This is a genomic window from Apibacter sp. B3919, assembly GCF_026537405.1.
Classification (GTDB): Bacteria; Bacteroidota; Bacteroidia; order Flavobacteriales; family Weeksellaceae; genus Apibacter.
Map to the genome: position 1 here is coordinate 233,359 of NZ_JAFNMG010000004.1, position 13,433 is coordinate 246,791.

Sequence of the window (13,433 nt, forward strand, 5' to 3'; positions counted from 1 at the left end):
CTTTTAATTAGAGTAATTTAATTATTAATCATTTATGAAATGTATTTGTAAAACTATGGATAATGATATAAATGTGCTTGTATGAAGATTAATATTTTATTAGTTTTATTCTTTCAGTTCTTCCTAAGTTTTTCTCAAAAGGTTCATATTAAAGGAGAAATAAAATTTGAAAAAGTTAATTCCGGTCATTTAGTTGAAGTAATTCTGGCAAATCGAGATTCGATAGTAGGAAAAGTTATAGTCAAAGAAGAAGGTAAATTTCGTTTTGATCATTTGTCCCTAGGAAATTATAATTTGATCATTAAAGAATCGGAGGAAGTTTTATATGCTCAAAGCTTGGAACTTAAAGAAGATACTGATTTAGGTATACTATCCATTAGAACGCCTAACGAATTACAGGAGATATTAGTTACCGGAAAAAAAAGGTTAATTGAAAAGAAAGTTGACCGAACGATTTATAATATTGAAAATTCAATAGGATCCGCCGGAACAGATGTTTTAGATATTTTACACCTTATGCCGGGAATAGAGGTACGAAATAATCAATTATTTCTTACAGGTAAAAGTTCGGTAAAAGTGCTGATTGATGATAAGATCGTTTCTCTGAATGGTGATGATTTATTTAATTATTTAAAAAGTATCCCTTCTGACCAGGTAAAGAATATTGAAGTTATAACTACGCCTCCTTCACAATATGATGCAGAAGGTAACTCAGGTCTTATAAATATAAATTTAAAAAAAATCAAAAAAGATTTTTGGGCATCTAACCTTACGTCTTCATATAAACAAGGGTATTATGCATCAGGTAATTTTGGGGCAAACTTTACTTACAGTAAAAATAAATTAAACTTAGCCCTATCATCTAATTACTCGAACGGCAATTACAAAAATTTAAAAAAAAGTAAGGTGTATTATCCCGAGCAATTATGGGATGAAAAGGAAACAGGTAAAAATTATCAAAATACACTCAGTTCAAAATTTTTGTTAGATTATCAATTAACCTCTAAATGGAATTCAGGAATACAATATTTGCTCAATTATTCAGCACCGCATTCTCGATATAAGGATATAACAAATTTCCAAACATATGAAAATAAATTAGATTCATTACTCAGGACTAACAGCTATGAAAATTCTACAAAAAGATTGAATTCACTAAATTGGTATTCACATTTTATTATTGATAGTTTAGGTAAAAAAATAAAATTGAATTTTGATTATTTTAACTACAATACTGAGAAAAAATACAATTATTTAACCCGTTCTTATGGGACTCACAACGATCTAATTACGCGTTATTTCCCAGTTGAAAATAAGGGATCGCTAGATATTGATAATTATAGCGGCCAGGTTGATATTGATTACCCCATTTCTTTTATAAACTTACAATACGGTGCTAAAATATCTTTTACGAAAACGAAAAGCAGTTTAAAGAATTACCTGATAAAAGGTGAGAGTGTAATTGAAAAAACGCATCAAGATGACTTTATATATAAAGAAAATTCGCAAGCTCTTTATGTTTCAGCCAGTAAAGAAATGAAAAAATGGGATATTCAACTAGGGATTAGAATGGAAAATACGCAAACTCGTGGTAATTCCATTTCACTTAATGAACGTAATAAAAATAATTATTTGAAATTTTTTCCAACTTTATATATACTTTATAAAGCAAACGAGAATAATTCTTATTCTTTTACCTATTCCAGAAGAATTGACCGGCCGGATTACAATTCTGTTAATCCGTTCAGGAATTATTCTAATCCCTATCAATATTCTGAAGGAAACCCTTTTTTAAAACCTGTCATTAATAACAGTATTGAATTATCTTATTATTATAAAGACATTATACAAACCATTTTACAATTTATGGTTCAAAAAGATAACTTTAACGATGTTACCTATTTGGATAAAGATAGTTATGTGCAAGCAACAAAAGTGGAGAATTATTTTGATAATTACGGAGTAGGCATCATTCAATCTTTTACCTATACTAAATTGAATTGGTTGCAAAGTAATCTAATGTTAGTCGGAGGATATCTATATTTAAAATCTAAAATTTATCCGATCACGGATAAATCTCAAGAAGGATTTATGGGTAGAATACAAGCTAATAATACATTTATCCTTAATAAAAGTAAGACATTGTCAGCAGACTTGATAATTTCTTATTACCCGCGCAGTCAAGGAGCTTTAAGTACAAATTATTCATTAACACAAATGGATATGTTTTTTAAAGCTCTACTGTTGGATAAAAAAATGCAATTATCCTTACAGGTTACTAATCTATTTAATGCAGATCAATTTAGAAATAAAAGCACCAATAATGGTATAAGTGCTAAATATAGAGGGTATTATGAATCTCCATCAATACGAATATCACTAAGCTATAAATTAGGAAGTTCAACAGTAAAAGAAAAAAATATTGAGGGAAGTAATACAGAAGATCAGAATAGAATTAAATAAAAAATACTGATTGCAATCGTTGTCCATAAATGAGTCAAGACACAAAAAGGTTACTCTAAAATTTATAATAATTATTCAAATATGAAAACAACAAAAAAAGTTGACGTTAAAAAATTTGAAACATTACAAACGTCAGGAGAAGTTTTAAAAGGAGGTTTTTCAAAATCATTAACTGCAGTTGATGCTAAGGATGTAATGGGTGGATGTATGAATGTAGGAATTTGTATAAATAAATGTACGGGTCCGGTTAGATGGAAATGTTAACAATCTTACTTTAGTCTAACAGAGTATTGTTAGCAGCAATACTCTGTTTTGGAATATAAAAGTTTAAAAAATGTTAGGTTAGTTTTATAAAAGTTCTTTATTACTAAATTGAGTTAAAAATAAAAATTTAGCCTGTTTAATATGAGAGGTAAAAATTTATAAATTCTAATAGGATAATTTCAATTAGCTGATATAATAATACTCGAAAAGATTATCTATAAAATTTTTAGTTGACTATTGTTAATTATTGTATTTTTTTAATTTCTATTTAAATAATTTTATTAATAATTATGTGTATTTATGTTATAAAAATTATTTTATAATTTTAATTATAATATAAATTTTCTATATTTGTATGTGTATATTAATTATATGATACATAACGTTTTTCTTAAAGTTTACTAATTAAAATTAGCGATAAAAGATAAATTTATTTCGTTATCTAAAATTTATAATAAGTAAAAAAATGTAAAAATATTAGTCAATCCGGTATAAGAAATATAATAATATTAGAATGCTTAATATTTTACAAATTGTCATTTAGCATAATGATATTTATATATAAAATAATTTATACTAATAGAATATATTAAAATAAAATAAAGATTGCAATCATTGTCCATAAATGAGTCATGACATAAAAAGGTTACTCTAATATTAATTTAAAAATTAAAATTATGAAAACAACAAAAAAAGTAGACGTTAAAAAATTTGAAACATTAAAAACATCTGGAACAGTTTTAAAAGGTGGATTTTCAAAATCATTTACTGCAGTAACTTCATGTGAAGTACTTGGAGGTATGGCAGCTAATAGATGCACTACAAGGATTTTAAATCGAATTTAAGATTAAGAATTTAACAGAGTGTTGTTTAACACTCTGTTTTTTAATGAAAAATCTGCACATAACTTTTAATAATATTTATACCTATTATAAATTTCAATAGATGATAAAATAGATTAAAAATGATCATCTAAAAATAATTATATATCTAATAAGAATTATATGTTATAAATGGATTTTATCTTTCAAAATTAGTAATAGAAGAGAACTTATTAAATTAAATAAATATAATGGAAATACATTCTATGAAATATAGTCATTATAATGTATGCTTACCTTATGGAGAGCAATATGTTTTATATAATACTCTTGAGCAACGATTACTTTTTATACAATCTGAACTTAAAGAATTAATGGAAATGTATAAAACATCAGAGCTAAAAGAGATCCATCCGGAATTTTTCAATTATATGGTAGAAGAAAAATTTATTATTAATAATGAAATAGATGAGCTGGATGAAATAAAAAAAATAAGTAAAAGCATTGATGAAGATAATTCATTGTTTTTATTAACTATCAATCCAACTATGAATTGCAATTTTAAATGTTGGTATTGTTATGAAAATCTGGTAAAAAGTTCAAGGTTAGATGAAAATGGACTATCTAAAATCAAAAAGTTGATAGATACCATTACCAATAATAAGGATTTAAAAAATATGAATATTTCATTTTTTGGCGGAGAACCTTTATTATATTTTAATAAAAATGTAATTCCTATAATTAACTATTATTTAGAAAGATGTACAGAGAAAAATATAAATGCTTATACATCTTTCACTACTAATGGATATTTAGCAAATCAAGAATTTATAAATTTTTTCTTGGATAAAAACGTCCGATGCAATTTACAAATCACCTTAGATGGTCATAAAGAAGAACATAATAAAGTGCGCTATATAAGTCAAAATAAGGGTTCTTATGATAAAATTGTTTCAAATATAAAAAACTTGATAAAGAATAAATTCTATGTGAATGTTAGAATAAATTTCACTGATTCAAATATTTTTAATGCAAACAAAATTTATGACGATTTTGAAGACGTCGAAGAAGATATTAAAACTCAATTTTTAAAATTCGATTTTCATAGAGTATGGCAAAATAAAAAAATAGATCAGACACAAGATATTGCTGATAAAGAAATGAATCAAATAAATAGTAAAGGAGGGAAAACCTCATGCCATGAATACAGCCCGGATACCCTTCGAAATTCATGCTATGCAGATAAAAAAAATAGTGTTGTTATCAATTATAATGGAGATATATTTAAATGCACGGCCCGTGATTTCTCAACTAAAAATAGGGAAGGATATTTAACGGAAAACGGAGAATTATTTTGGGAAAATGACTCCTTAAATAAACGAATGAATTCAAAGTTCAAGAATCGTCCATGCTTAGAATGTAAAATTTTACCTTTATGTAATGGAGGGTGTTCTCAAACTGCCTTGGAAAGTCTGGCCGCTAATAGAGAGTATTGTGTGTATTCATGGGATGAAACAGAAAAAGAAAAGGTTATAAGAAATAAAATAAGTGAAATTTTAGAGAATGCGAATAAATAAAAGGCATCGTTTACAATTTTATAATCAACTCGAAAGCAGCGATTGCGGAGCAGCCTGTCTAGCCATGATCATGAGCTATTTTGGCAAAAAAACTTCACTTAATTATATTAAATCTTTTTTTGAATTTACTCGTATTGGAGTATCTGTACAAGATCTCGTGGATGTCTCCGAAAAATTAGGATTAACAGCCCATGCGTTAAAATTAACAGTTGAAGAATTAGATGAAATTCCCACGCCTTATATTTTATATTGGAAACAAAGTCATTTTGTAGTTTTAGAAAAAATAGTTAAAAAGAAAAATCAAGTTTATTATCATTTAGCAGATCCCAGTTATGGTAAGGTAGTACTAGATAGAGAATCTTTTATAACTGAGTGGAAAGAAAACAATATTAAGGGGATCGTTTTATTTTTAGAACCTTCTGAAAATTTTTGCACTATAAAAATTGATAATGTAAAAAATAAAAGTTTGTTTCAATCCAGTATAATAAAATATACGTATAGGTTTTTAAAAAATCATAAACGTAACTATTTCCTTGCTATATTTTTAGTTTTCATAGGATTAGTGACGAATTGGTTCATTCCCTTTACCTTTCAGAACATTATTGATTTAGGAATTTCTTCAAAATCATTACGAGTAGTTTATTATCTTTTATTAGCGCAATTTATTTTGTTCATATCTAATTTTGCCTCAGACTTTTTTAGTCAAATTGTGCTTACTAAGCTAAATTTCATATTAAGTATTGAATTACGAAAAACATTACTTTTAAAAATATTACGTTTACCCATAGTTTTCTTTGACACTCAAATTAACACGGAAATTCTACAACGGTTGGAAGATCAGCAAACCATTCAACGGTTTTTTACTTGGAAAGGGGTTACTTTACTATTGAGTTTTTTAAATGTGGTTGTTTTTAGCTGTGTATTGGCATATTTTAGCATAACCATATTTTGTGTATATCTAGTATTGTCAATAATTTCAGTATTGTGGTTTTCTATTTTTTTTAATAAACGAAATATAATTGAATATGCATCATTTTTAAAAAGATCAGAAAACAGCAATAATATATATGAATTCATAATGAATATGCCTGAGATAAAAATTAATAATGCTCAGGAAAAAATTATTGATCGAATTATTTCTACCCAAGATAAATTAAACCGATTGGAAATTAAATCGTTGCTTTTAAATACTTATCAGCTTTTTGGAGTAGATACTCTTTCCAAATTAAAAGAAATTATTGCCATAGCATTTTGTGCAACATTTATCATAGAGGACCAAATGTCTTTGGGAACTTTAATGGGAATATCCTATGTCATAGGACAACTTTCAACACCATTACAAAATTTAATTATGTTTCTTCGTGATACACAAGATACCATTATTGCCAATAAAAGAATTGAACTAATCTATGAAATACCTGATGAAGATTCTCAAAATAAAAAGCACATAAAAAATTGCGTTATTCAGAATATTTATATTGATCATGTGTCCTTCAAATATCCGGGAACCCATAATCCCTTTATACTAAAGGATATACATATGGTGATTCCTAAAAATTCCATAACGGCCATTGTCGGTGCCAGTGGTAGTGGTAAAACAACTCTGTTGAAATTATTATTATCGTACTATCCTATAAAAAAAGGAGGAATATATTTAGATACCTGTTCTATGAATGATATAAATGCCGAAGAATGGAGAGAGCGATGTGGAACAGTGCTTCAAAATGGAACCATCTTTAGTGATACCATTGCAAGTAATATTTCCATGTCCGGAAAAAGCTATGATGTAGACAAACTTAGAAAAGCTGCAAAAATAGCGGGAATACAAGATTTTATAGAAAACTTACCGATGCATTATTTCACTCGTGTCGGAAATGCCGGGATAGAATTATCGGGCGGACAAAAACAAAGAATTCTTATAGCGAGGGCTGTTTATAAAAATCCTGAATACTTATTTTTTGATGAAGCTACTTCTGCTTTAGATTCTGAAAATGAAAGAATTATTCATGCCAATTTACAAGAATTTTTTAAAGGTAAAACCGTGATAATTATTGCTCATCGATTGTCAACGGTTAAAAATGCAGATCAAATAGTAGTTTTAAAAAACGGTCAAATAGTAGAAACAGGAAATCATAGCCAATTAGTAAAATTAAGGTCAAATTACTATAATTTGGTTAAAAATCAATTGGAATTGGGCACATAATCCTAAATTATTTCAATCCTTCCAAAAACTCAATTACCGAAGAAAAACTAATTTCTTCAATAATTTTAAAAAAATCAATTTCTTCCTGATGAGGTAAAAAATCAGAGATAATACGCAGGATAAAATCCTGTGGCCTTTTCAAATACATAAAAGTATAATCTTCCATATTAATCAATGTTCCGATCGGAATATTGGAAGTCGTAACAAACTTATCGGAGGTAAGGGAACTTAGTTTAGGAAAATGAGTATGAGATGAGGAAAGTATTAATTTCCCGTTTTCAAATATTTCTCCTGAATATCCGTATAACGAAGAAGCCACCACTTCTACTAAACTTCCTTTTTGTAACTCTTTAGGCATCGTTTTCTCAATTCCGGTAATAGCTGTAAATCCTACTAAAACATCTAAATCAGACTTTGGTTTATTAATCATGGATTTAGCAATTTTTTCACGACCTATACCGGTTATAATAACCTCATAAGAATGTTTTAATTTAGAAAAAACCTTTAAAGCATCTAAAATTTTTTGATTTTCTTCCCTCATAGGGGTGAATAAATTAATTCTCATGTTTTTATTCCTGATTTAAATAATTGAAATATTCGCGTAAAATTCGTGAATTGGGTTGATTAATGGTGTTAATTTCCAATAATTTAGGTTTTTCCGAGCTAAGAAAAAAAGAATCTAACTGTTTTAACAGTTCTTCTTGATTATGAGCTTGAATATATTCAAAATTATATTCTTGAGCCATTAGTCGAGCAGTACGATTATGTCGGGTAACAAAATATTCCTCTAAAGAATTGGAAGAATCGGGACCGGGAATAATTTTAAAAATATCGCCACCACCATTATTTACAAGTATAATCCTAAATGTATTAGGGATATATTTATTCCATAGAGCGTTAGAATCATAAAAAAAACCAATATCACCGGTAATCAAAAGAGTAGGGTGAGAATCTGCAACGGCGAAACCAACGGCCGTTGAAGTTGCCCCGTCAATGCCACTGGCACCGCGATTGCAAAATATCTTATTTTTAGAGTCAAAATTGAATAACTGAGCATATCTGATCATAGAACTGTTAGAAATTTGCAGATTATATGTATCAGGTATTTTTTCATCCAAAGTTTTTATAACACGTAAATCGGAAAATGGTAAGTTTTTAATAAAATCATTATGCCTTAGTTGTCGCTCATCTTTAAGTTGTTTCCATAGTAAAGAATACGAAGAAGTAACGGGAGGAACTTTCACTAATTCTTTTAAAAAAATGACCGGATTTTCTTCTATTTTTTCAGTTAAAGAAAAATAAGTATCAGGATGCCAATATTCATCTAAATGCCAATGGGACTTCAACTTAGATTTTCGTAAAAAATCTTTAATTTTTTTTGAAACAATATTTTGACCAATGGTAAGAAGTAATTCCGGTTTATAGCCATCTAGCGCTTCTTCACCAAAAGGAAACATATAGCGGTCAATATTGGGATAAAATTTTGAAGAATTTAGATTTGAAGTAACTTCAGTAAGAATAATCGTATCTTCCCTCTCAGCTAATTTTTCGAGTAATTGATTTAATTCCGAATTGGGTTGTTGCATTCCAACAAGAATCATCTTTTTAGAAAAGTTGTTCCAAGTTGGAAACAAAGATTTGTATTTATCTGAATTATAATTTTTTTCAGGAAGAGTTAGTTTTTCAAATGAAATTTCAATTTGATCTGTTTGCTCATATAAAGGTTCTGAAAAGGGAATATTGATATGAATCGGACCTGATTTTAAAACACAAGTATTCAAAGCTTTTTTTAAATCTATAAAATTTTGTGTAATTGATTCTTCACTTTCTGATTCAGACAATTGATAAGATCCATAAATATGATTGCTATACATATTTTTTTGTCTTATAGTCTGACCGTCAAAAATATCAACATAATTTTCCGGTCGATCAGCAGTAAGTACGACTATAGGTATATTTTGGTAAAAAGCTTCTATAATTGCCGGATAATAATTAGCGGATGCTGTGCCGCTGGTGCAACAGATGGCCACCGGTTTTTTCTTTGATTGAGCCATTCCTAACGCAAAAAATGCTGCTGATCGCTCATCCACTATGCTGTAACAAGTATATTCTTGATGATTAGTAAAATGTATGGTTAAAGGCGCATTTCTTGATCCCGGAGATAATATGATATCCGTAATTCCGTATCGATATAAAACTTCTCCAATTAGTTGAACTGATAATTTATTACTATACATAGTTTTTTAAGTTAAAAAAGAAAGAGATTAAAAAAATTTAATCTCTTGTTTATCGTGCTTTAATCTATATTTTTTAATAAGTAAGCATTCCACCGTTGACATTGAGTACATGTCCGGTTACATAGCTTGATAAATCACTGGCAAGATATAAACATGCATTAGCAATATCTTCGGGGGTTCCTCCTCTTTTCAAAGGAATATTATCTCTCCATTCTTGAATGGTTTTTTCATCCAAAGCTTCAGTCATTTCAGTTTCAATAAATCCGGGAGCAACCACATTGCATCGAATATTTCTTGATCCTAATTCCAATGCTATGGATTTAGAAAATCCAATAATTCCTGCTTTAGAAGCAGCATAATTTGCTTGACCTGCATTACCTTTTACTCCAACTACAGAACTCATATTGATAATCGAACCCTTTTTTTGCTTCATCATCGGTTTTATGATTGCTTTGGTAAGATTGAATACCGAATCCAAATTGATGCGAATCACTTCATCCCAATCCTCTTTACTCATTCTTAATATAAGGTTATCTTTAGTGATACCTGCATTATTAACCACAATGTCAATTTGCCCGAATTCTTTTATAACATCATCGGCAAGTTTCTGAGCAGAATCAAAATCTGAAGCGTCTGATTGAAATCCTTTTATTTTAGTTAAAGAACTTAATTCTTTTTCCAGCTCTTCTGCTTTAGCTACTGAAGATGCATAAGTAAAAGCTATATTTGCTCCGTTTTGAGCAAATACTTCAGCAATTCCTTTTCCAATACCTCGGGTTGCTCCGGTAATAATCGCGGTTTTTCCTTCAAGCAATTTCATATAGTAATCTTATTTTTTTTCAAATATAATACTTTTGTCATAATCAAGATAATTTTTCATTATTCTCTACTGTCTTTTAATAGTGGAAAATACATCCACGATATTTTTTTCATAAATTCCCGGGCAGTAAAGTTTAAAAAGTAAAAAAGATTCACAAGATTTATAACAATAATTGTTCCTTGTTATTTCTAAAAATTCAGGAAGTTTATTAGCCTTACAATCTTTGATTTAAAAGAAGATAATAAATCTTTATAAAAAACAATTAAAGTGCAAATTTTTGCTCTACAAAACTTTTAATAAGAAGTACACTTTTATCAATCCCTAAAACGGATGAATTGATGCAAAGATGATAAGAACTGGCATGCCCCCAACTTTTCTTATTAAAAAAGTTATAATACTCTTTTCTCTTTTTATCTATTTTTACGTTTAATTCTTCTGCTTCTTTTAAAGAAATATTTTTTCTTTGAGATGTTCTCCGAATTCGATCTTCTTTATTAGCTGTAATAAATATGTCTATCCGTCTCTCATATTCACGCAAAATATAATCGGAGCAACGGCCCACAAAAAGAGCAGAACCTTTAAGGGCTTCTTCTTTAATTATTTTACTTTGTATTTCAAATAAATTTTCGTTTCCTAAATAGTTTTTAGATAATTGCATACCAAAAAAATTATCAAAAAAACTATAACAATTTTTTTCATCCGCTTGCTCAAAAATATCAGCATTTAAACCGCTTTCAATTGAAGCCAGATTAATAATCTCTTTGTCATAATATGAAATGTCCAATAAATCAGCCAATTTTCTCCCGATTTGTCTGCCACCGCTTCCTAACTGTCGACCAATGGTAATAAAATATTTATCTTTCATAACGTACTTATATTAGTTTTCAGGATTATATCTATTAAATTCTTTGTATTGCTTATAAAGCATAATGGCAGCCAAAATAGTAGCGAAAAAATCAGCTAAAGGCATACTTAACCATATTCCTGCAATGCCGAAAAATTTAGGTAGAATTAGTAAAAAAGGAATTAAAAATAGTATTTGACGAGTGAGAGATAAAATTATAGCTTTTTGAGCCATTCCGATACTTTGGAAAAAGGTAGAAGTAACAATTTGAAAACCTACAATCGGATAACAAATAAATACCATGCGCAATCCTAAGGATGCAATATCAATTAACTCTTTATCGGTTGTAAAAATAGAAGCAACCGCATGAGGCACAGATTCAACCACAAGGAAGCCGGTACACATGACCAGAGTAGCTCCTAAAATTGTTTTTTTCAAAACCTGTGTTACCCTGGGATAAAGTTTTGCTCCAAAATTATAACCGGCTATAGGTTGCATACCTTGATTTAATCCCAATACTATGGTTACAAATAAAAACGCTATCCTATTTACAATTCCGTAAGCACCAACGGCAAGATCTCCACCATATTTTAAAAGGCCCTGGTTAATAATTATAACAATCACCGAGGCAGCTGCGTTCATTAAAAACGGCGACATACCAATAGATAGAGAATCTTTAACGATATATTTGTTTAATTTAAAAATTCCTTTCTGTATATGGATAAAATTATTTTTGTCGCAAAACAGATAAATCTGCCAAATTAATACTGAAGTTTGAGAAATAACCGTAGCAATGGCGCTCCCACGAATACCCCAATTAAAAACGAAAATAAATAATGGATTTAAAACTAAATTTATAAGTACGGTAAATATGGTCGCATACATGGACTGTCTGGGTTTTCCGGAAGAACGTAACATGGAGTTTAATCCAAGATACATATGAGTGATTACATTTCCTGAAAGTATAATAACCATAAAATCATGAGCATAGGGAAGGGTCTTTTCACTCGCACCGAAAAAATATAATATCGGATCTAAAAACAATAAGGAAATAATGGTAAACGAAATACCAATAAATAAGTTCATGATGAACACATTACCTAAAATGCTGTTGGCTGTGGTATAATCTTTTTGTCCCAAACGAACGGAAAGTAATGTGGCAGCACCCGCACCAACTAACGAGCCAAAAGCTGCAGCGAGGTTCATAAGCGGAAAAGTAATGGCTAATCCGGAAATAGCTAAAGGTCCTACACCATGTCCTATAAAAATGCTGTCCGTGATATTATAGAGAGAGGAAGCAATCATGGCTATAATAGCAGGAATAGCATATTGTTTTAAAAGTTTTCCAATATTTTCAGTACCTAATTCAATAGGTGTACCTGTTACTTTCATATTTTATTTATCTTGATTATGAATATTTTAAATCTAAAATGAAGTAAAAAAGCATACAATATAAAGGTAGTAAAATTACTAGTATACTATTTAAAATGTAAATATAGAATATTTCGACAGGTAAACAAAATAGCAGCTAATTAGCTGCTATTTACATGTATTCAATTTATTACTTACTTATTAATGCTTACTCTTATTACTCTTCGTGCATAAAGCTTTCTCCTTTTTCTCCGTATTTTTTCGCTCGATCTTTTAAATACTCAGCCTCATTTTTACCAACATCGACTATATTGCTAAAATTTTTTTTGGTTTTGGATGTAAATTTACTTATTTCATCAGAAACTTGATCTAGAAATCCATCTTCTTGCATTTTTCTGGCAACATAACCTAGAGCAGCACCCAAGATTGTACCCAATAATACTTTTTTCATAACATATTATAATTTAATAAGGTTTTTTTGTTCTAAATAATGATATTATCCATAGAAGGACCACAGAACCAATTACAGACATTAGTAACATTCCTAATTTACCTCCACTGGAAAAGCCCAATAAACTATAGATCCATCCTCCCAATATACTTCCTACTAATCCAACAAGCAAATTAACTAACATTCCAAATCCACTGCCTCGCATAATTCTACCTGCAATAAAACCGGCTATAATTCCAATAATTATAGACCATAAAATACCCATTCCTTCCATTTATAAAATTTTTTAGAGTTTACTATTATTTCAATTTTGAAGGAAGTGTAATAATCTTGTAGTTCTTTATGATTTAAACAATAAATATGCCATTACCTTATCATTTAA

Annotated in this window: 12 protein-coding genes; 5 read left to right on the forward strand and 7 right to left on the reverse strand. The window is 28.9% G+C overall.

What is annotated here, in order from left to right:
- Positions 1-81: 81 nt before the first annotated feature.
- The 5 genes from J3U20_RS08240 (at position 82) to J3U20_RS08260 (ending at position 7,328) form a co-directional block, all read left to right on the forward strand.
- Complete coding sequence (locus J3U20_RS08240; protein ID WP_160542618.1) at positions 82-2,463, forward strand: TonB-dependent receptor domain-containing protein; 2,382 nt, start codon at positions 82-84, stop codon at positions 2,461-2,463.
- A gap of 81 nt (positions 2,464-2,544) precedes the next feature.
- Positions 2,545-2,727 carry a hypothetical protein gene (locus J3U20_RS08245; RefSeq protein WP_160542617.1) on the forward strand — a complete coding sequence of 61 codons (183 nt, stop codon included), beginning with the start codon at positions 2,545-2,547 and terminating at the stop codon, positions 2,725-2,727.
- Between the two features lie 677 nt (positions 2,728-3,404).
- A complete protein-coding gene (locus J3U20_RS08250) occupies positions 3,405-3,572 on the forward strand; it encodes a hypothetical protein (protein ID WP_160542616.1) in 168 nt (55 codons plus the stop codon).
- 227 nt (positions 3,573-3,799) lie between these two features.
- Positions 3,800-5,125 (forward strand): radical SAM/SPASM domain-containing protein, encoded by a 1,326-nt coding sequence (locus J3U20_RS08255; protein ID WP_160542615.1) that lies wholly within the window; start codon positions 3,800-3,802, stop codon positions 5,123-5,125.
- Positions 5,112-7,328, forward strand: coding sequence for a peptidase domain-containing ABC transporter (locus J3U20_RS08260; protein WP_160542614.1), 2,217 nt, complete (start codon positions 5,112-5,114; stop codon positions 7,326-7,328). The genes J3U20_RS08255 and J3U20_RS08260 overlap by 14 nt, the downstream gene beginning before the upstream one ends.
- A 7-nt stretch (positions 7,329-7,335) precedes the next feature.
- Here J3U20_RS08260 and J3U20_RS08265 read toward each other — a convergent pair whose 3' ends face one another.
- The 7 genes from J3U20_RS08265 to J3U20_RS08295 all read right to left on the reverse strand — a co-directional run bounded on the left by J3U20_RS08265 (position 7,336) and on the right by J3U20_RS08295 (position 13,325).
- Positions 7,336-7,893, reverse strand: a complete 558-nt coding sequence (locus J3U20_RS08265; RefSeq protein WP_255448184.1) for a hypothetical protein — start codon at positions 7,891-7,893, stop codon at positions 7,336-7,338.
- A gap of 4 nt (positions 7,894-7,897) precedes the next feature.
- A complete protein-coding gene (gene menD / locus J3U20_RS08270) occupies positions 7,898-9,565 on the reverse strand; it encodes a 2-succinyl-5-enolpyruvyl-6-hydroxy-3-cyclohexene-1-carboxylic-acid synthase (protein WP_160542613.1) in 1,668 nt (555 codons plus the stop codon).
- Between the two features lie 73 nt (positions 9,566-9,638).
- Positions 9,639-10,385 carry a 3-oxoacyl-[acyl-carrier-protein] reductase gene (gene fabG / locus J3U20_RS08275; protein ID WP_160542612.1) on the reverse strand — a complete coding sequence of 249 codons (747 nt, stop codon included), beginning with the start codon at positions 10,383-10,385 and terminating at the stop codon, positions 9,639-9,641.
- A gap of 262 nt (positions 10,386-10,647) precedes the next feature.
- The gene (locus J3U20_RS08280; protein ID WP_160542611.1) at positions 10,648-11,250 is read right to left on the reverse strand and encodes an AAA family ATPase; all 603 of its coding nucleotides are present in this window, start codon (positions 11,248-11,250) and stop codon (positions 10,648-10,650) included.
- 12 nt (positions 11,251-11,262) lie between these two features.
- Positions 11,263-12,621, reverse strand: a complete 1,359-nt coding sequence (locus J3U20_RS08285) for an MATE family efflux transporter (protein ID WP_160542610.1) — start codon at positions 12,619-12,621, stop codon at positions 11,263-11,265.
- A gap of 196 nt (positions 12,622-12,817) precedes the next feature.
- Positions 12,818-13,051, reverse strand: a complete 234-nt coding sequence (locus J3U20_RS08290; RefSeq protein WP_160542609.1) for a hypothetical protein — start codon at positions 13,049-13,051, stop codon at positions 12,818-12,820.
- 13 nt (positions 13,052-13,064) lie between these two features.
- Complete coding sequence (locus tag J3U20_RS08295) at positions 13,065-13,325, reverse strand: GlsB/YeaQ/YmgE family stress response membrane protein (protein ID WP_220234011.1); 261 nt, start codon at positions 13,323-13,325, stop codon at positions 13,065-13,067.
- Positions 13,326-13,433 lie beyond the last annotated feature (108 nt).

Coding starts and splice junctions, on each gene's coding strand:
- J3U20_RS08245 (WP_160542617.1), top strand. CDS start 2,545: ATGAAAACAACAAAAAAAGTTGACGTTAAAAAATTTGAAACATTACAA.
- fabG (WP_160542612.1), bottom strand. CDS start 10,385: ATGAAATTGCTTGAAGGAAAAACCGCGATTATTACCGGAGCAACCCGA.
- J3U20_RS08285 (WP_160542610.1), bottom strand. CDS start 12,621: ATGAAAGTAACAGGTACACCTATTGAATTAGGTACTGAAAATATTGGA.
- J3U20_RS08250 (WP_160542616.1), top strand. CDS start 3,405: ATGAAAACAACAAAAAAAGTAGACGTTAAAAAATTTGAAACATTAAAA.
- J3U20_RS08280 (WP_160542611.1), bottom strand. CDS start 11,250: ATGAAAGATAAATATTTTATTACCATTGGTCGACAGTTAGGAAGCGGT.
- J3U20_RS08295 (WP_220234011.1), bottom strand. CDS start 13,325: ATGGAAGGAATGGGTATTTTATGGTCTATAATTATTGGAATTATAGCC.
- J3U20_RS08255 (WP_160542615.1), top strand. CDS start 3,800: ATGGAAATACATTCTATGAAATATAGTCATTATAATGTATGCTTACCT.
- J3U20_RS08260 (WP_160542614.1), top strand. CDS start 5,112: ATGCGAATAAATAAAAGGCATCGTTTACAATTTTATAATCAACTCGAA.
- J3U20_RS08290 (WP_160542609.1), bottom strand. CDS start 13,051: ATGAAAAAAGTATTATTGGGTACAATCTTGGGTGCTGCTCTAGGTTAT.
- J3U20_RS08240 (WP_160542618.1), top strand. CDS start 82: ATGAAGATTAATATTTTATTAGTTTTATTCTTTCAGTTCTTCCTAAGT.
- J3U20_RS08265 (WP_255448184.1), bottom strand. CDS start 7,893: ATGAGAATTAATTTATTCACCCCTATGAGGGAAGAAAATCAAAAAATT.
- menD (WP_160542613.1), bottom strand. CDS start 9,565: ATGTATAGTAATAAATTATCAGTTCAACTAATTGGAGAAGTTTTATAT.